The organism is Natrinema amylolyticum, assembly GCF_020515625.1.
Taxonomy (GTDB): domain Archaea; phylum Halobacteriota; class Halobacteria; order Halobacteriales; family Natrialbaceae; genus Natrinema; species Natrinema amylolyticum.
The window spans coordinates 1,188,954-1,208,273 of the sequence record NZ_JAIWPJ010000001.1 but is presented as its reverse complement, the minus strand read 5'-3'; the positions used below and the strand labels follow the sequence as shown (position 1 = coordinate 1,208,273).

At 65.6% G+C, this 19,320-nt stretch carries 14 protein-coding genes; 6 read left to right on the top strand and 8 right to left on the bottom strand.

The features are described 5' to 3' along the window. Positions 1 to 21 precede the first annotated feature (21 nt). The gene (aglG, locus tag LDH66_RS05910; RefSeq protein ID WP_226480139.1) at positions 22 to 981 is read right to left on the bottom strand and encodes a glucosyl-dolichyl phosphate glucuronosyltransferase; all 960 of its coding nucleotides are present in this window, start codon (positions 979 to 981) and stop codon (positions 22 to 24) included. A gap of 169 nt (positions 982 to 1,150) precedes the next feature. Here aglG and LDH66_RS05905 point away from each other — a divergent pair, with 169 nt between their 5' ends. Beyond that, a complete protein-coding gene (locus LDH66_RS05905; RefSeq protein WP_226480138.1) occupies positions 1,151 to 4,075 on the top strand; it encodes an oligosaccharyl transferase, archaeosortase A system-associated in 2,925 nt (974 codons plus the stop codon). 388 nt (positions 4,076 to 4,463) lie between these two features. Continuing rightward, positions 4,464 to 4,598: a DUF7503 family protein gene (locus LDH66_RS22870; RefSeq protein ID WP_264182212.1), complete on the top strand. Its 135-nt coding sequence runs from the start codon at positions 4,464 to 4,466 to the stop codon at positions 4,596 to 4,598. Between the two features lie 89 nt (positions 4,599 to 4,687). On the opposite strand, the gene LDH66_RS05900 is transcribed toward LDH66_RS22870, so the two are convergent. From LDH66_RS05900 to glpA, 5 genes are all read right to left on the bottom strand, one after another. After that, positions 4,688 to 6,766, bottom strand: a complete 2,079-nt coding sequence (locus tag LDH66_RS05900) for a hypothetical protein (RefSeq protein ID WP_226480137.1) — start codon at positions 6,764 to 6,766, stop codon at positions 4,688 to 4,690. A 63-nt stretch (positions 6,767 to 6,829) separates the two neighbouring features. Further along, positions 6,830 to 8,014, bottom strand: coding sequence for a Cdc6/Cdc18 family protein (locus tag LDH66_RS05895; protein WP_226480136.1), 1,185 nt, complete (start codon positions 8,012 to 8,014; stop codon positions 6,830 to 6,832). Beyond that, complete coding sequence (locus LDH66_RS05890; protein WP_226480135.1) at positions 8,014 to 9,399, bottom strand: anaerobic glycerol-3-phosphate dehydrogenase subunit C; 1,386 nt, start codon at positions 9,397 to 9,399, stop codon at positions 8,014 to 8,016. The genes LDH66_RS05895 and LDH66_RS05890 overlap by 1 nt, the downstream gene beginning before the upstream one ends. Before the next feature lie 101 nt (positions 9,400 to 9,500). Then, a complete protein-coding gene (gene glpB, locus LDH66_RS05885; RefSeq protein ID WP_226480134.1) occupies positions 9,501 to 10,817 on the bottom strand; it encodes a glycerol-3-phosphate dehydrogenase subunit GlpB in 1,317 nt (438 codons plus the stop codon). Then, entirely contained in the window at positions 10,818 to 12,527 is a 1,710-nt protein-coding gene (glpA, locus tag LDH66_RS05880) for an anaerobic glycerol-3-phosphate dehydrogenase subunit GlpA (RefSeq protein ID WP_226480133.1), read from the bottom strand. It abuts the gene before it with no gap. 305 nt (positions 12,528 to 12,832) lie between these two features. Here glpA and glpK point away from each other — a divergent pair, with 305 nt between their 5' ends. From glpK to LDH66_RS05860, 4 genes are all read left to right on the top strand, one after another. Further along, a complete protein-coding gene (gene glpK, locus LDH66_RS05875; protein WP_226480132.1) occupies positions 12,833 to 14,374 on the top strand; it encodes a glycerol kinase GlpK in 1,542 nt (513 codons plus the stop codon). A gap of 3 nt (positions 14,375 to 14,377) precedes the next feature. Continuing rightward, positions 14,378 to 15,454, top strand: a complete 1,077-nt coding sequence (locus LDH66_RS05870) for a DUF7973 family transport facilitator (RefSeq protein ID WP_226480131.1) — start codon at positions 14,378 to 14,380, stop codon at positions 15,452 to 15,454. A gap of 250 nt (positions 15,455 to 15,704) precedes the next feature. Next, positions 15,705 to 16,952, top strand: coding sequence for a cyclase family protein (locus LDH66_RS05865; protein ID WP_226480130.1), 1,248 nt, complete (start codon positions 15,705 to 15,707; stop codon positions 16,950 to 16,952). 95 nt (positions 16,953 to 17,047) lie between these two features. Next, entirely contained in the window at positions 17,048 to 17,734 is a 687-nt protein-coding gene (locus tag LDH66_RS05860) for an HAD-IIB family hydrolase (RefSeq protein WP_226480129.1), read from the top strand. Between the two features lie 36 nt (positions 17,735 to 17,770). On the opposite strand, the gene LDH66_RS05855 is transcribed toward LDH66_RS05860, so the two are convergent. Then, positions 17,771 to 18,781 (bottom strand): hypothetical protein, encoded by a 1,011-nt coding sequence (locus LDH66_RS05855; RefSeq protein WP_226480128.1) that lies wholly within the window; start codon positions 18,779 to 18,781, stop codon positions 17,771 to 17,773. Between the two features lie 75 nt (positions 18,782 to 18,856). Continuing rightward, on the bottom strand, positions 18,857 to 19,219 hold the full coding sequence (locus tag LDH66_RS05850; RefSeq protein ID WP_226480127.1) for a hypothetical protein: 363 nt from the start codon (positions 19,217 to 19,219) through the stop codon (positions 18,857 to 18,859). Positions 19,220 to 19,320 lie beyond the last annotated feature (101 nt).

Here is a 19,320-nt window from a genome sequence, read left to right as displayed (position 1 = left end):
CAGAACAGAACTGCGTCTCTGTCAGGCCTCGACCGCCGTATCGCGATCGAGGGTCAGTTCCGACCGATTGACGTCGGCCAGCCCATACAGATAGCCGAAGCCGACTGCAGCGGTAAAGATAAAGATCGTCATGAGCTGTTGCGCCTTCGCACTCGAGGGCCGCTGTACGAGATCCGACAGCCGATTCGGCACGAACTCGAGCATCAACTGTCCTAAGTACTCGTTCTTGTCGTCCTTCGCTTCAGGTAGGAGAATATCCATGATCCGCTTCGAGTACCCCTGCCAGAACGAACGGAACACGAGCCACTGGAAGTCTCCGCGGTAGTCGAACAGTTTGTGGTGAACCACCGCATCAGTATTATAAATCACGCCCTTCCCGTACGTGTTCGCCATCCGAATACAGACAGGCGCTTCGTGGGCCTGTATGTGCCGATCACCGTGCCGACCCGTATTCTCGTCGTAGCCGCCGACATTTAAGAATACGTCTCGCCGGAACGAGATGTTCGAGCCGTACGTGTTCCGCAACTCGTCCATGTGCTCGCCCATCCCGCGCTCGTCACAGCCGACGAGCCAGTAGAACTCCTCGGGGAAGAAATCGGGCTTTTCGGTCACCCAGTCCGCGGCGACGTGGCCGCCGACTGCGATCGCGTCAGTCTCGTCGTAGACACGAGCCAGTTCCGCTACCCAGTCGTCCTCGGCGACGGCGTCGTCGTCAATGAACGCAACGACGTCTCCGGTCGCGATCTTCGCGCCTCGCGTTCGGCTGTAGGAAATACCTTGATTCTCGTCGTTACAGTGGAGCACGACATCGTCGAGACCGCCGTAGTCCTCTTGGACGCGCTCGAAAACCGGCTCGTTACCGTCGACGACGAGGACGACCTCGAGCGGCTCGTAGCTCTGTGCGAGGACGCTGTCGACGCACTCCGAAAAGACGTCGTAGCGATCCATCGCGTAGGTACAGACGACGACGGAGACCTTCATTGCCGTCGGATTTCGGTGAGTCCCGAATAAGCTTTTTCGTTCGAACGGACTCGCGGTAACGCTCACGACGAGGCGAGGGTCAGGGAATCGGCACCGATGCGAGACCGGGTATCAAACGACCACGAGTATATAACAAGACTTATTCTTGGGTTGGGTCTGGTGCAAGCTAATGAGTACCGACACAGAACACGTCGAGGAAGGGACCGATACGTCCGTCCTCGAGACGTGGCGGGAATGGTATCACCTCCCCGTTCTGGGGGTCGTGATGCTGTTTATGGTCTGGTTGCGAACCCAGTCGTACGACCGGTTCGTCACCGAGGACGGAACGCCCGCGCTGGCCGGGATCGACTCGTGGTATCACTGGCGGACGATCAACTGGACGGCAGAGAACTATCCGCGGACGATGCCCTACGAGGTCTGGACGGGGTTCCCGACCGGGACCTACGTCGGCCAGTTCGGGACGCTGTTCGACCAGCTCATCGTCACCGCGGCGATGATCGTCGGACTCGGTAACCCGTCCGGTGAAACGCTGTACGCGGTCTCTCTGCTCTCGATTCCGGTCATGGCCGCGCTCGTGGCGATTCCGGTCTTCTACGCCGGTCGACGGCTCGGTGGAACGCTCGGCGGGATCGTTGCCGTGCTGGTTCTCGCCCTCTCGCGGGGACAGTTCCTGAGCCGGTCGACGGTAGGCCAGCTCGACCACCACGTCGCCGAGGTGCTGTTCATGGGACTCGCGATCCTCGCGATGATGGTCGCGCTCACCGTCGCCGAACGCGAAAAACCGGTCTACGAACTCGTCGTCGACCGAGACTGGGACGCGCTCCGAACGCCCGCGATCTACAGCGGGCTGGCGGGGCTCGCGCTCACACTGTACATCTGGATCTGGCCGTCGGCGGTCCTGCTGATCGGTATCCTCGCGGTCTTCTTTACCGTGCAGCTCTCGCTCGATTATCTGCGAGGGATCTCACCGGACCACGTCGCCTTCGTGGGCGCGGTGAGTCTCGGCGTGACTGCGGTGCTAACGGCACTGTTGATAGAGGATCCGGGCAGCACTGGATCGACGAGTTTCGGACTGCTCCAGCCCCTCGCCGCCTTCCTCGTGGCCGCCGGCTGTGTCTTCATGGCCTGGCTCGCCCGGCAGTGGAACAACCGGGACCTCGAGCGCCAGTATTACCCCGCCGCGGTCGGTGGGCTCATCGCCGCGACGTTCCTGCTGATGTGGCTTGCCGTGCCCGATCTGTTCGATACGATCATCGGCAACGCGACGCGTCGGATGATCCCCTTCGGCGGGCAGGGTACCGACGTTACCATTCAGGAGGCGTCTGCGCCGGATAACTTCCTGAATCACGTCTTCAGCGAGTTCGGAACTGCGTTCTACACGATGCTCGCTGGGTTAGCCTTCCTCGCGATCCGGCCGCTCCTGGGTCGCAAGTTCCGTGCGGAACACGCGCTCGTCCTCGTCTGGTCGGTGTTCCTGATCAGTATGGCGGCGACGCAGATCCGCTTCTCGTACTACCTCCTGCTCGCGGTCGCGATCGTCAACGCCGCGTTCATCGCGGAACTCGTGCAACTCTTCAGTCTGGACCTGACGGGAAGTCTCGAGTCGCTGCGGTCGATCGAGACCTATCAGGTCATCGTCGTCGCGCTCGTCGTCTTACTCCTGTTCGCACCGCTGTTGCCGCCGTTGGCCACTGCGACGGCCTGGGGGCAGGCCGAACAGACCTATCCGCAGTCGAGTTCGACGAAGTGGGAGGGGTCCAACGAGTGGCTCCAGGAGAACACGCCCGCGGTCGGAAACTACGGTGATGCAGACAGTGCCAGTCAACTCGACTACTACGGCACGTACAACCCCGGAGACGGTGATTACGACTATCCGGAGGGATCGTATGGAGTCATGTCCTGGTGGGACTACGGCCACCTGATAACGACTCAGGCCGAACGGATCCCGCACTCGAACCCGTTCCAGCAGAACGCGCGGTCGTCGTCGGCGTATCTGACCGCGCAGTCCGAGGAGCGAGCGGAACTGATCCTTGACGGGATCGCCGCCGGCGGCTCCGTCGCGGATAAGTCCAACGAGGAACTCGAGGCGATCGCGCAGGGCAACGAGACCGACGAGGAGATCCGGTACGTCATGATCGACGATCAGATGGCCGGCGGGAAGTTCGGGGCGATCACGCAGTGGTCGGGCCCCAGCTACAGCTCGTACGTCGAGAATCGACAGTTCCAGATGGGCAACGAGACGGGAGAGGTGCCGACCGTCAACGACAACTACGAGAACACGACGATGGCGTCGCTGTACCTTCAGGACGCTGCGGGAATGGAACAGTACCGGCTCGTCCACGAGAGTGACGAGTACTCGATCGTCGGTGGGATGCGAACGCGCGGCGGTCTGACTCCGCGGAGTTCCGTCTCGCTCCGCGAGTCCGGATGGACCAATCAAACGCGAGCGATCCAGAGCCAACTCGCGACGGCTCGAAGCAACGATCAGATCTATAGCGGGCTCGGGCGGCCGGTCTGGGACGCCCACGTCGTCTCGTCGGTGAAGACGTTCGAGCGCGTCGAGGGCGCGACGATTGCTGGAAGCATCGACGCGAGCGGGATCGACGCCGCTAACGCGACGGTCGGGACCTCGGTCGAACTCGAGACCGACACCGGCCGGACGTTCACCTACACGCAACAGGCCGATCTCGCCGAGGACGGCAGCTTCGAACTGACGGTTCCGTACGCGACCGACGACGAGCTGGGTGTCGACGACGGCTACACCGACAGCAGCGTCGAAGCGACCGGCAACTACACCGTCGGTGCAGTGGTGCCGGGTGACGACGGCATGACGCAGTACACCGGCGAGACGACCGTCTCCGAGACCGCCGTCATCGACGGTGAGACGGTCGACGTCAGTCTCGAGGAAACCGAGAGTCAGGAGCAGACCGACGGCAACGAGACGACCGGTAACGAGAGCGACGAGACGACCGGCAACGAAAGCACTGCCGACGACGGAAGCGCGGACTCGAGTGACTCCGGATCGACGGACGGAACGGCCGACAACGAAACGGCCGCGTCGATCACGCCGGTTGCGGCCCAGCCGGCCCACTGAGCGGCCGAGGACTGCCTCTCGACGATACTCGCGGTTCGGTTGCTGTGAGAAGTGAGCCGTCTTTTTGACATTGCCCACGTCTCGAGCGCTGACGCTCGTCGTTCTCGTGACTTCGATCTGGGGTGTTTCGGTACGTCGTCGCAGTCGCGACGAGCGAAGAGCGCCAGTGGTAGAGCGTCCGACGACTGCAGAGTTGCATCGTTGGTCTCTAGGCACGTCTTATTCGACCGATACGCTGACCGTACATCGGTAGATTCGGTCGATAGCACCGGATTGTCGGAGGACATCGGTTTCGCCCGATCGCTTCGGACCCTCGTTGTTTTATAATTACTACTATTTGTAAGTATAAGATAATTTTATTGCGGTTGGTGACAACCATTGGAATGTAATGTCCGTGAAAGACAGCATGACGGATTACCTCGCACAGCACCCACGAATGATCGGCGCACTGTTCACCCTGTTCGTCCTGCTCAGTCAGGCCGGATCGGCCGTGGCAGTGAGCTCGTCGCAGGTCGGCCCCTGAATAGCGATATCGAAGCGTAGTCGGACTCTTTCGAAAGACGGGCGGAAGAAACAGTGTGCGTCAACGAACGGTTTCGCTATTAGCGTGCGTTACTCGGAGACGGTAGAGCCGAATCCGTCGTCCCACTCTAACGTGTCGCCGACTCGAACCGCTGCTTCGTTCCACGTGAGTAACTCCCGAACAGCCGCTCTATCGACCGTCGAGAAGGCGGTCTTCCCGGGACTGAGGTGGCGATCCGCGACGGACGGCAGCGTCGATTCAGTGGCCGTTCCCAGTTTGAACTCCTTGGTGGAGTACGACTGGATAGCGAAATCGAACTGGTCGTTCCCACATCGTTCCAGTTCGACGACTGAGGGCGCCCCGCCGTCCGACTGAGCGATATCCGCCGACCCGTCACCGACGATGAGATACTGCTCGCCCAGTGACGAGTTCGTCCTGGCGATTTCGAGCGCGGCCCGGAGCGGGAATCCCCAGTTGAGCAACCGAGCCATGGTCTCTCCGGCCTCGACGGCCCGATCGTTCACGACATCGGCGTACGTGCTGACGCCGCCGAACGCACCGCGTCGAGTGAGTGCGAGCCCCTGTTCGTACGACTGACAGGCGTTCAGGAAAAAGACGCCCAGATCGACCGACGAGAGCGATCGGACGTCGAGTTCCCCGTCGGGACAGCGGATACCGTCCGCGGTCGCGTGACCGATATAGTGGAAGAAGTCGTAGCCCCCCTCGGTGAGCAGGGTCGCCAGTCGGTCCGTATCGACGCCGAACTCCGAGTGAACCTCGAAGGGGAGGAGTTCTCGGTTCCCGTAGACGTTATCGAGGAGGTCGTGTTCCCCGATCATCCGCGCGTCGTTACAGACGAGCAGGATCTCGATCGACTCGCTTCTGGCGTCGCGGTCGAGTTGGTTTCGGTACGCCTCGAGCGTCGCTTTCGAGGCCCCGTGCGGAATGTCGTCGGCGAACCAGGCGTGTTCGACGGACTCGTCGGTGACGTGGGGGACGACGAACGACGATCGGTCCGCACTCGGCGACGGCGACGTCCCGCCGGTTCGGCTCGTCGACCGGGTCATTCCCGAGATGTCTCCCGAACCGGGAACCGTTTCGGGCGGTCCGCCGCGCGAATCGCGAACGATGCCGAGTTCGTTGATAATGAACGGTAACAGCTCGACGGTGTCCGGATCGGCCGGGACGTGCGCAGTCACCGGCCAGCGGGGAATGTACGGTTCGAGTCGTTCGTACGGGACTTCGAGATAGCGTTCGAGTCGTTCCGACGGGGCGGCCTCGTAGATCTCCGCGAGATCGTACGGCAGCTTGTCCTCGAGCGCCCGCCGTCCGTGGAGTTCGTACTGGAAGATCCCCTCCGTTCGAGTCAGGCATTCGAGGAAGAAAAAGCGCTTCAGCAGCCGTGCGACTGCGTCCTCGAATCCGTCACCGGTTGGTAAGGGTCGTTCGAACCGGCTCGTTTCGAGTACCGGTTCGGACCCCGGCCGAACGGTCGCGCCGAGAAAGAACGCTAACGGTGCGGCCCGATACAGCGATAGATACTCCGGCGGAACGGTGAGCGTCACGTCGCCGTCGGGCCCGTCGAGCGTCTCCGGTATCTCGAGTCGGTCGCCCAGTTCGACCAACGGCGGATGGCCGCGCAGGGTCGGCCACGTTCGCTCGGCCGTGGTCGTCTTCAGTGCCGACGGGAACGCGGAGATCGCCTCCATCATCGACTCGGGATCGGGCGGCGTCGTGATGGTCGCGGCGGGTCGCTCGTGAAGCGATCTGCCGCCGAGTTCGATCTCGCTCTCGCGATCGAGGCCGATCCGGATCGATGCGAGCCCGATGTCGATCGTGCCCGGGACGTCGATTCGACAGTAGAGTTTGATGGGACCGCTCACGCCGACGAACTGCGGTCTGTCCTCGAGCCGGGCCGTTTCGCCCGCGTCGAAACTCGCTTCGGTCTGGCCGGTCCGGTCGTGGATCGTGATCGAATACAGTTGGTTCAAGCGGAGTTCGTCCGCGTCGATGGCACAGACGGTATCGACCGGAAGCGGAAAGTCGTCGGGATCGATCGCGGCGGGCCGAACCGGACTCGACGTTTCGACCTGCAGACGGCGTTGCTCGATCGAATCGGACACCGTGAGCCCGCACGGGTCGGTCGTTTCCTCGATATTAATCGTCATTGCTCACCCGTTATTGACTGCACCCACTCTTCCCACAGTCAAAAAGGAGTCGGACGGTCGAAACTACGCGTCGGTATCGTCGCCGCGGGTTGGAATCGTGGACGTCGTCAGCGAGCGAAACGCGATCGTCGGAAACCGGAGCTCGACCGTACTCGGCCGTCGTCCGCTACCATTGTCGGTGGTCGGCAATGGAACTCTGGCGATGACGCCGCGATCCGCGAGCTCGTACAGGAATCGCTTGACCGTCCCGGCGGTCAGCGACGATCGATCGGCGATCGCCGCCGCGATCTCGCGAATCGGCCGCTCGCTCGACTCGATATCGGCCAGTGCCAGCAACACCCGCTGGCGGGTCTCCGAGAGCGCGAGCGCTCGGCTCACGTGAACGCCGTCCTCGGGTACGTCGTCCCGCGCCCGCTCGAGGTGGGCCGGTTCGATCCGATCCGCGTCGGCCTCGCTCGCGAGGACGGCCGCACCGAACAGGGTCGCGAGCGCGTCGTGTGCGTTTCCGTCGGCCCAGCCGGCGAGATCGCGAACGGCGTCGTGGTCGAGCGCGCCGGCGGCGAGGCCCGTCGAGGCGCGGTCGGTCACGACGTCAACGAGTTCGTGATCTCGGTAGGCCGGAACGGTGACGGTGGGTCCCCGGTGACCGTCGGGCGTTCGCTGTCCGACCGCGACGGTGGCGACGCGGTCCGCGACCGGGGCCAGCAGTTCGCGGACGCGCTCGGCACTGAGCGTCTCCGGTTCGTCGTGGTGGTCGATCGCGACGATCGCGCGGCGGTCGGAGCGAGCGAGTCTGTCGGACAAGCGCTCGCGCAGGTCGTCGGTACCGACGCCGCTCTCGGGGACCCGCTCGGTGGAGATGCCGGACAGCACGGCCCGGTAGAACGCGAACGGGCTCTCGACGCGGCGGCCGTCGACGGTGACGAACCACGTCACCGGACCGGTGCTCCCGCCCCGCGTCGTCGTGGCGATCGTTCGGTTCGAGTCGCCGAACTGCTCGTTCAGTGCGTCGAACAGGGCCGTCACGATCGCGGACGTTCCCGATCCCGCCGGCCCGACCACCGCGACCGGCGGCGGTAGCTCGCCATCGAAGACCGGCTCGAGCGCGTCGAGCAGTTGCTCTAAGACGGGGCCGCGCCCGACCGGTTCCGGCCGGTGGACGACCGGGCTGAGCTGCTCGCGGTCGACGACGACGTGCGGCCCCGTCCGCGCCGATCGGCGGCGAGCGATGCGCTCCTGGAGATCCATTACTGCGCGGTCGCCTCCGTCGCGTCCCCGACGAGCGCTGCCTCGAGCACCTCGAGGGTGTGGGTGATCTCGTACCCGGTTCCGTGTTCCATCTGCATCGAACAGGTCGGACACTCCGTGAGTCCCGTTTTCGCCTCTGACTCCTCCATGTGGTCGAACATTTCTGCCCCGATTTTCATGGAGGTTTCGTAATTCTCCGCCTTCCAGCCATAGGTGCCGGAAATCCCCGAGCAGGAGTCGCCGACGTCGTGGGCATCGACGCCGTCGATGGCGGCAAGTACGTCGGTCGTCTGGCCGTCGAGCCCCTGGTTCCGGGCGTGACACGGCGCGTGGTAGGCGAAGTCGTCGAACTCGTCGCCGACCGAGGTGTCCTCGAGTTCGCCCTCGAGATCCTCGTGAACCCGGAGGTACTCGACGGCGTCCCAGGTGTTTTCCGCGACGTCCTCGGTGCCCTCGAAGTCGAACAGTTCGGGGTACTCCTGGCGCAGCGACATCGAGCAGGAGCTACAGGAGGCGACGACGTCAGCGCCGTCCGCGATGGCCGCGCGGAGTTCGCGGACGTTCGTCTCGGCCGACCGGCGCGCGTCCTCGAGCATCCCGTTGGCGAACATCGGCGTCCCCGAGCAGTGCTGGTCGGGGACCATGATCTCGTAGCCGAAGTGCTCGTAGACGCGGACCAGCGCCTTCGCGACCTCGGGGGTGTTGTAATTCGCGTAGCAGCCGTGGAAGTACGCGATGCGCTTCTCGTCGCTCCGGACCTGTGCGTCGCCGCGCTTTGCTCGCGCCTTCTGCGCTCGCTTTTTCGAGGTGGCGTTGCCACCTCGTTTCGTCCACCATTCACGAAAGGTCTCCGTCGCGAACTCGGGAAAGTCCCGCTCGCCCGTAATGCCGAGCACTTTTTCGCCGAGCCACTGCGTCGCCGAGAGCCCCATCACGAAGTTCGTCGTCCGCGGGAACATCGATCCGAGCGGGGCGAGTCGCCGGTAGTTCGCCAGGATTCGGTTGCGAATGTACTCCCGCGAGAGCTTCTCCATCTGTTCTTCGACGTACTCGCCTCGAGCGGTGTTGTGCATCTGCGAGAGGGGGACGTCGGAGGGACAGGCGCTATCACAGCGCATGCAGTTCGAGCATTTCATCACCGAGTCGTCGACGTCCTGGTCGTCCTGGCGTTTGAGCCGCCACTGCTCGGGCCCCTGGAACTTCGGCCCGGGGAACTCGTCGTCGACCTCGGCGACGGGACAGTTGGTGTCGCAGGTCGAGCACTTGTAGCAGTTATCGGCTCCCGGCCGGAGATCCATCTCCTCTGCCTCGGGGAACACCTGGATCGGCTCGAATTCGTCGTCGCCCGATACGCCATCGTCGGTCGGCTGTTCTGCGTCGCTCATGGGATCACGTGGGTCGGTTCGTCGCTCGCGTCGGTCGGTCGGTCGTTCGTTGTTCGTCGGTCGTCCGTCGATTCCGCTCCTCGAGCGGGCTGATCCGGCCGTCATCGGCAGCCCTCCGCGGCGCGCCGGCCGGCGACGTAGCCCGTCGCCAGCGAGACGCCGCTCCCGGACTTCTCCGCGGCGAAGTCGTAGCCGCCGAGTACCGCACCCGCCGCGCGCAGATTCGAAAACTCCGGGTCGTCGACGGCGTCGAGCGGTCTGAGGTCGCGGTCGACCGGCAGGCCGAACCGCGCGTAGGGCTGGTCGCCGAAGACGTCGTCGACGAACCAGTCGTAGCGGTCCGCGGCGTGGGGGACGTGACAGTCGAAGATCGGTTCGAATACCCGTTCGCGCTCGGACCGGACGCCCTTGCCGACCAGTCCGCCCGTCGCGAGCACGTACTGATCGGCGCGGTGGGGAATCTCGGCCCCGTTGCGGTCGACGATGACGCGATCGATCCGTTCCGGGCCGGTCGCGCTCGCCTCCGCGTCGTCGGTCTCGTACTCGACCACGGGGACGCCCGTCGTCACGCGAACACCCGCCGCCTCGAGCGCCTCGTAGAGCAGGTCCTCGAGTCGCATTCCGGGCAGGCTCGGCGGCCCCATCGGGACCTCGAAGACGTCGACGCCGAGCCGGTCCGCGAGGTCGGCCCTGACCGCGTCGGCGCGGTCGTCACCGAGGATCGCGGGGAAGCCGACGCGGGCCTCGTCCGCGAGGTGGCTCCGGACGGTCTCGGCGAGGGCCTCGCGAGCGGTGGGCTCGCCCGCTCGCGTTTCGTCTGCCGTCTCGACGGCCTCATCGTGATCGAGCAGGTGCGCGTACCGCGTGATCTTCGCGTCGTCCCGGACGATACCGGGGAACCGAACCGTCACGCCGCGGGCCGCGAAGGGGGCACCGGTCGCCTCGAGGTGCGACGCCGCCAGCGGAGCCTCGAAGTCCGGCAGCGTCTCGAAGCCGACGAGCAGGGCGTCGCGGTCGTCGCTTGCCAGCCCGGCCGCGGTCGACGTCGGATACCGCGCCGTTGGCTTGACCGTCCCGCCGTGGGTCGGGACGAGCGCGTTGGCGTCCGTGTGCGAGCCTTGGTACGCGTCGCCCGCGATCTCGTCGAAGAAGGCGAGGGCCTCGCGGACCGCCTCGCTCCCCACGCGCTCGTAGGGGTGGCCCTCGGGGAGGGCCGCGAGCGCCTCGAAGGGGTCCGCGAGCGGCCCGTCGCCCGCCGGCGTGTAGCCCAGCACGTCGATCAGTCCACTGGCGTTGCGGAGCGTGCTCTGCTTATACGAGACGATTCGCACTTGCACGTCCCGCTCTGCAGCGGCGAGCGCGGCGGTTGCCCCGGCGATGCCGCCGCCGATGACGAGCACGTCGTCCTCGATCGCCATTCAGTCGGCCCTCCGAGAGCCGTCGACGCGAGTCCGCCCGCTCCGGCCGCCGTCGAACGCCGCGAAGTCGACGTCGCCGTTCTCGTTCGCGGGATCGCGATCACGGTTCATCGTCGTCGCGTGGAGCGCGTAGTTGAGCATCGCCTGCGAGAGCTGTTCGCCCCACAGGGCGTGGCGCTCGCCCTTCCAGCGCTCCTGAAAGAGTTCGTCCAGCGCCTCGCGGACCGTCTCCTCGTCGTGCGTGGGGTGGAGTTCGTTCGCCATATTCTGGCAGCAGAAGCCGCCCTGGCAGTTCCCCATCGAGGCCCGCGTCCGGATGCGGACCGCGTTCAGGTCCGAGCCGGACTGTGAGATCGCGTCCCGGATCTCCGCGCGGGTCACGCCCTCGCACTGGCAGACGACCGGATTCGGCTTCTCGGTCTCGAGGACCTCGCTCGCCCGGCTCCCCAGTCGTTGTTTGCTCCGACGAGCCACCGGCGATCGGAGGCCGAAGTCGTCCATCCCCGCCTCGAGGGTTTCGATGGTTTCGCTGCCCGGCAAGGGCTCGTCCGCGGTCGAACAGGACGCGTTCACGCCCAACTTCTCGCAGACGTGGTCGGCGATCTCCTCGGCCATCGCCCGGTAGGTGGTGAACTTGCCGCCGACGATGCTGGACATCCCCGAGACGCCGTCGCGGTCGGCGTGATCGAGCAGGAAGAAGTCCCGCGTGATGTCCGTCGGGTCCTGCGTGCCGGTCCCCGGCGGCTCGTACAGCGGGCGCACGCCCCAGAACGAGCGGATCGTTCGGGCCTCGGAGAGGATCGGGATCAGTTCCGAGAGGGTGTCGATCATCCGATCGACCTCCCATCCCTCCTCGGGGTAGTCGTCCGGATCGGCGACCTCCTCGTCAGTCGTCCCGAGGATGGCCGTCGTCTCGTGGGGGACGACGATGTCCGCGTCGCCCTTCGGCCGGCAGCGGTTGATCACGGTGTCGACCTGCCGGACGTTCATGATCGTCATGACGCCCTTGGAGGGCCGGACCTCGATCTCGAGGTCCGCCATCGCGCCGATCTGGCCCGCCCACGCGCCGGTCGCGTTGACGACGTAGTCGGCGGTGATCTCCTCCGTGGTGCCTGGGGTAGCGTGCGTGCGCTTGCCCGGCCCGGAGTCGTGGCGGACCTCGACGCCGTAGATGCTGTCGCCGTCGCGTAAGAGGTCCACCACTTCGGCGTGGGTCTCGACCCGCGCACCGTGATTTTCGGCGTCGAGTGCGTTCGCAACGCAGAGCCGGAACGGGTCGACCGCGCCGTCGGGGACCTCGATCGCTCGCTCGACGTCGTCCGCGAGATACGGTTCGACCTCGCGGGCCTCCCGCCCCGAGAGGACGCGGGCGGGAATCCCACACTCCCGGCAGCCCTCGAGTTTCTCCCGGAAGTAGTCGTCCGAGTCCTCGGGTCGCTGGACGAACAGGCCGCCGGTCTCCTCGACGCAGTGACCGGCGATCTCCCGAAGGATCTCGTTTTCCTCGATACACTCCGTCGCGCTGGCCCGGTCGGAAACGGCGTACCGCCCCCCGCTGTGTAACAGGCCGTGCATCCGCCCGGTCGTTCCGTCCGTGAGGTTCCCCCGCTCGACGAGCGTGACCGTGAGGCCGCGCATTGCCAGGTCGCGGGCGATGCCACAGCCGGTCGAGCCGCCGCCGAGAACGAGGACCTCGGTATCCCGTGCCATTCTGTCACTGCTCTCTACGGACACCTCCGCCTTTATTTTATCGGCGGTACCGGAACGGCCATACCAATTGATCGATCGGGGACGATTCGCATCTCGATCGCAGCTTCGAATACCGACCAGCGCTGCAGCCAATACTGCGATTCTGCCGAAAATAATGTCTATAGCAGATATACGGTCCGGTATTCAGACCCTCTTATGAAACGCAACTTATGGCTTTGAAAACATTTATAATGATCGTAGGAATTGTTTACCAGTAGCACGCTTCCGTCAGTAAAGACGGTGCGTGGGAGTATGGGATTCCACCTATGACAGACAATACCTATGTCGGTGCGGTAGACCAAGGGACGACCGGCACGCGCTTCATCGTGTTCGATCACGAGGGGCAAGTCGTCGCGAACGCCTACGAGAAACACGAACAGATATACCCGGAACCCGGCTGGGTCGAGCACGATCCGATAGAGATCTGGGAGAACACCAAAGACGTCATTCAACGGGCGCTCGGGCAGGCAGGGGTCAGCCCCGATCAACTCGAGGCCATCGGCGTGACCAACCAGCGCGAGACGACGCTGCTGTGGGACGCTGATTCGGGCCGGCCGGTCCACAACGCCATCGTCTGGCAGGACCGGCGCACGACCGACCGCGTCGAACGGCTCGAGGAGGACGAACTGGTCGAGACGATCCGCGACAAGACCGGGCTCGAAGCCGACGCCTACTTCTCGGCGACGAAGGCCGAGTGGCTGCTCGACAACGCCGACCCGATCAAACTCGAGCGCTCCCGCCCCGAGGACATCCGCGACCGCGCGGAGAAGGGCGAGGTGCTGTTCGGCACGATCGACACGTGGCTGATCTACAACCTCACCGGTGAGCACATCACCGAGGTGACCAACGCGTCGCGGACGATGCTGTACAACATCCACGACCTCGAGTGGGACGACGACCTCCTCGCGGAGTTCGACGTTCCGAAAGAGATGCTGCCGGAGGTCCGTCCGTCCAGCGATGACGCGACCTACGGGTCGACCGATCCGGACGGCTTCCTCGAGGCCGAGGTGCCGGTCGCAGGTGCGCTCGGCGATCAGCAGGCGGCGCTGTTCGGCCAGACCTGTTTCGACGCCGGCGACGCGAAGAACACCTACGGTACCGGGTCGTTCTTCCTGATGAACACCGGGAACGAGGCCGTCGAATCCGATCACGGGCTCCTGACGACGATCGGCTTCCAGCGCTCGGGCGAGGAGGTCCAGTACGCCCTCGAGGGATCGATCTTCATCACCGGCGCGGCGATCGAGTGGCTCGAGGACATGTCGCTGATCGATAACCCCGCCCAGACGGCGGAACTCGCCCGCAGCGTCGACTCGACGGACGGCGTCTACGTCGTCCCGGCGTTTACCGGACTGGGTGCACCCCACTGGGACCAGCGCGCACGCGGCACTATCGTCGGGATGACCCGGGGAACGCGGCGGGAGCACGTCGTTCGGGCGACCCTCGAGTCGATCGCGTACCAGACTCGAGACGTGGCGGAGGCCATGGAGGCCGATTCCGGCATCGAGATGACGTCGCTGAAGGTCGACGGCGGCGCGGTCAAGAACAACTTCCTCTGTCAGCTCCAGTCCGACATCATCGGCTCGGGGATCGTCCGGCCCGTGGTCGACGAGACGACGGCGCTGGGCTCGGCGTACGCGGCCGGACTCGCCGTCGGGTACTGGAGCGACCCGGACGAGTTGCGGAGCAACTGGCAGGTCGACGCGGAGTTCGAACCGGAGATGGATCCCGAGACGGCCGACCGACGGTACGACCGCTGGTCGGACGCCGTCGAGCGATCGCGCGACTGGGCGCGGGACGGTGAGGAGTGACCCATGATACAGGTGCTACTGCAGGTTCCCGTCATCGGCATGGAGTTCGAGGCGTTCGCCGTCCTGCTAATCGCCGCGCTCGCCGGGGGTGCGTTCGGCGCGGCGCTCGGTGCGCTGCCCTCGTTCGTCTTCACGGGCTTCGTCGTCTTCCTCGGGGAAGGGATCGCCATTCTCCAGGACGAAATCGGTAGCGAGATCGGCGTCGCCGGGGCAGGCGATATCGCGACCGGCATCACCGGGACGATCGGCTTCGGTGCGGTGACCGGTCCCCACATCGCCTTCGCCGGCGGCGTCGCCGCGACGGCGTACGCCGGCCGGAAGTACCCCGAGATGGAGCCCGACGACTGGGACTACCACTTCGGGAAGAACATCCTGTACGCGTTCGGGACCAAACCCGACATCCTCGCAGTCGGGGCGATCTTCGGCGCGCTCGGCATGCTCATCACCCGCGTGATGGGCGGGCTCGGATTCCCGACCGACAACATCGCGCTCTCGGTCGTCGCGACGGCGTTCCTGGCCCGCGTCGTGTTCGGCTACCCGCTGGTCGGCAAGGTCGGCGGCTCGAGCCTGTTCGATATGTCGCCGTTCGAGCGAGAGGAGAAGCGCATGGTGGCCGACGGCGGCACCGCGACCGATCGGTTGGCGACCGAGCCCTGGCTGCCCCACCAGTACGAGTGGTCCGGCGTCACCGCAATCGGTATCGTCGGCGGAATCCTCGGCGGCTTCATCTGGCTCAGGACCGGGAGCATCTTCCTGGGCTACGCCATCTCCGCGATGAGCCTCCTCTTTCTCAACCTCGGCGTCGAGAAGATTCCGGTCACCCACCACATCACGCTCCTGGGAGCCGTGGGCGCGGTGATCGCAATGCCGGCCATCGGAAGCGAACCGGCTGCCCTGCTCGCAGCCGGTGCGTTCGGCGCGATCAGCGGTCTCATCGGCGAAGTGAGTCAGCGCGTGTTCTACTCCCACTCCGGGACGCACGTCGACCCGCCCGCGATGGCCATCGCGGCGTTCATGTTGGTTCTGGGCGTCCTCTATCTGGCCGGGCTCCTCCCCAACGCGGGCTACCTGGGTCTCTGAACGGATACATCGATTCGGTCCGGATATCGATCCGCGATTTCGCACCTCTCTCCGACAGTCACTATCACGGCACCTTACATATCTATACACTCTCGTTACTAGAGGAGTAGTTCACCGCTACCGTTTTGATCGTGTCTTGACGACGGCCTCGAGCACTAGATCGTAATAAACGTACGGTGTCGATTCACCTCGTGGAACTGATGGGACAGTTTATCCACCAATATACAGACTAGTGGTATCACATACCACGATGACTGGACACGATCACGAGACCGGTCCGAGCGGTGACGCGAACGTCGATCGACGAAACTTCATGCGGGGGTGCGGTGCGGTCGCGGCGATGGCGGCGGCCGGACTGAGCGTCGATTCCGTCGCGGCGACGGGTGCCGATCTCCGGGCGGTGCTCGCGGACCTGCCGGACAACTGGGGGCGGTGGGGAGAGGACGACGAACTCGGCGCGCTCAACTTCTTGGGAAGCGAACAGGCGTACAGGGGGATGGAGGCGGCGATGCGGCGCGGCCCGAAGGGGATCGAGCGGTTCACGCTCCAGTTGCCGATGACCGGCGACACGATCGACGTTCTCACCGGCGACGGCGACGCGCCGACGACGGAGACCGGCGATCCGCTGTTCCCGGGTCGGACACCGGGGCGTCGCGACAACACGCAGGACGCGAGGACCTACGCCGAGGGCGAGGCCACGCCCGATCCCGGCGGCATCAAGTACTCCGACGACCGGTTCGTCACCGAGCTGTTCCTCCACGGCGCGACCCATATGGACGCGCTGGGCCACGCCTGGTACGGCGACGAGGTCTACAACGGTTACGACGAGTCCGTCACGGCCCAGACGAAGGAGTTCGATCGCGCGGTCCCCGGCTGTGTGGACGGCGAACCCGGTGAGGTGACTGAAACGCGGGGCCACTCGGCCGCCGACATCTCCCCGCTGGCCGAGGCCGGCGTCGCGGGTCGGGGCGTCCTCCTCGACGTCGGTCGCGTGCAGGGCGACGACCGCGGCTGGCTCGAGCTCGGCGCGGAAGTGACGCTCGAGGACCTCCGGGCGACGGCCGACGCCCAGGGGGTCGACCTCCGGAAGCGTGACATTATCCTGTTCCGGACCGGCGCGATCGAGCGCGTCACCGACCCCAAAGCGGAGTGGGACCCGCTGAACGAGCCCGGACTGGCCTTCAGCGAGGAGCTCGTCCGCTGGGCACACGAGATGGAGATCCCGATGATCGGCGCGGACAACGTCGCCGTCGAGAAGGTCACCCAGACCATCGACGGCGATCAGTACGTCATCCCGCTGCACGGCGCGCTCCTTCGCGATCTGGGCGTCTCGCTCAACGAGGTCATGCGCCTCGAGGAACTCGCGGCGCAGTGTGCCGACGACGGGGTCTACGACTTCCTCTTCGCGTCGGCACCGCTGCACGTCGAACGGGCCACGGGCGGTCCGGTCAATCCCGTCGCGCTCAAAGCGACCAAGCCCGAAAAGAAGCGGGACTGATCGACGCGGCGGCCTCCCGTCGCTGCCGCGAGTCCGGTGGAGACGCCGATTCACCGACCCGACCGTTTTAGGTGCCGGACCGCTCACCTGCCGATATGACAGCCGATCCGCCGCTCGTTCTCGATATCGACGGCACGCTGACCCGCCCCGAAGGCTGGGGGATCGATCCCCGCGTCTTCGATCCGCTGCGCAAGTGGGACGCGCCCGTCGTGGTCGCGACCGGGAAGGCTTTCCCCTACCCCGTCGCCCTCTGTCACTTCGTCGGGATCCCCGAACTCGTCGTCGCCGAGAACGGCGGGGTCGTCTACACCGGCGACGACGTCTTCTTCACCGCCGACCGCGAGGCCGCTCGAGCCGTCGCCGAGGAGTACCGGGCCGCCGGCTACGAGCTCGGCTGGGGCGCGGAAGACACCGTCAACCGCTGGCGGGAGACCGAGATCGCCGTCAACCTGGAGCAACCGCTCGAGCCCCTGCGCGAGATCGCCGCCGAGTACGGCCTCGAGGTGATCGACACCGGCTACGCCTACCACGTCAAGGACGCCGATCCGAACAAGGGCGAGGGGATCGCGACGATCGCCGATCACGTCGGGTTCGACCTCGCGGACTGCGTCGCCGTCGGCGACTCGATCAACGACGTCTCGACCTTCGAGGCCGTCGGTCGCGGGTTCGCCGTCGGAAACGCAGACGAAGCGGCGAAGGCGGCCGCCGACGAGGTGCTCGACGACGTGCACGCCGACGGGACGCTCGCGGTCCTCGAACGAGTTCGAGGCGACGGACCGTAACGGCATGACGACGCGTCGCTGGACGACGACTCGTCGTTAGTCCTCCTCCGCGAGCACGTCGTCGAGCCACTGCTCGGGGACGAGCCGTATCTGCCCGTCGGCTTGCAGCGAGTCGGCGGTGACGAACTCGATGTCGTCGCCCGAGGCGACGGCCATCCCGCCGCCCGCGACCGCGTCCCAGTGGTTCAATACGGCGTCGGGAATCGTCAGGCTCCGGTCGCCGTCGATCTCGGTGCTCGCGACGTATCGGATCCCCGCCGCGTCCTGAATCGGATCGAACTGCTGTGAGACGAAGACGGCGTCATCGCCGTCGCGAATCCCCCAGAACACTTCGGAGCGAAGCGACAGGACGTTCCGGTTGAACGCGCGCTGGGGAACCGGAATCTCGCTGCTGTGTTCGTCGAAGGCCGCTCCGCCCAATCGCTCGTACGATTCCGGCTCGGCCGTCGCAGACTCGCGATCGGCCGCCTCGGACGCGCGCTCGGAATCAGCGGACTCGCCGGCCGCGTCGGCGAGTCGCTCCTCGTCGGGACCGCTCCCCGCGACGTTAGTCTGGTCGACCCCCGCGGTGTCGACGTCGCTCTCGAGGTCGGGGCTCGCGTCCGCGTCCTCGGAGTCCACCGCGTCCTCGATGTCGATGGCGGTCCCGGCGATCTCTCGAGCCTCGTCGCCGCTGGCGCGCTGGCTCCCGCCGCCGGCTCGCCCCTCGAGATCGTCGATGTCGGGACCGGTGCTGACGACATCGGTCTGGTCGATCCCGGTTCGGTCGTCGCCGCGCTCGCCCCCCGATCGGCGTTGGGCGAGGGCAATCGCGACGAGCACGCCGCCCAGGGCGAGTCGGCCGAAACCGCGCTCGGGATCGCCCCGGCGGACCGCGCGGACGCCCTGGAACAGGTTCACGCCGCCGACGACGCCGACCGGGATACCCGATTCGAGGCCGCTGCGGACGTACCGTAGCGTCCGCGAGGCGTGCTCGCGGCCGATTCCCGCGCTGTTCCGCTCGGTCCCGCCGCCGTCGTCGGTCTCGGAAGTCGCTGTCTGGCTCATATTGTCTGGGTCAGGAACGCGGCTCGAGTCCGTCCGAGGGAGTCGCCGTCTCGCGATAGTCGACTGCGTCGGCAGTTAGCTCTCGGCGCTCGAGTCGCCCTCGCCCGCGCTGTCGGCGAACTCGTCGGTTTCCTCCTCGGCGGACGACTGGACGTCGTTCATGTCGAACGTCGAGCCGACTTCCTCCTCGTTGATCGCCCGATCGAGGGTCCCCTTGTCGGTCACCGCGCCCAGTCCCTTCTCCTCGACCGCGGACTGGATCTCACCCGCGTCGATCGCCGAGTCGACGTTCCCGTCGCTCGTCGACGACTTCAGCGCCCGTCGGACGATCAGGTATCCGACCAGCGCCGCACCGCCCGACGCGACCGCGCCCGGAACGCCGTAGCGTTTGTAGCCGAACGTGACTGCCTTCTTGCCGATCGTGTAGGCTCCAATCATGGACGAGCGTTGGACCGGAGCGCGGAAGAGCGCGAGGCTTTCGTACGGAAGCGGATGATCGGGTAATCGCAGGACTGCTCGAGGCCGCACTCGTTTCGATC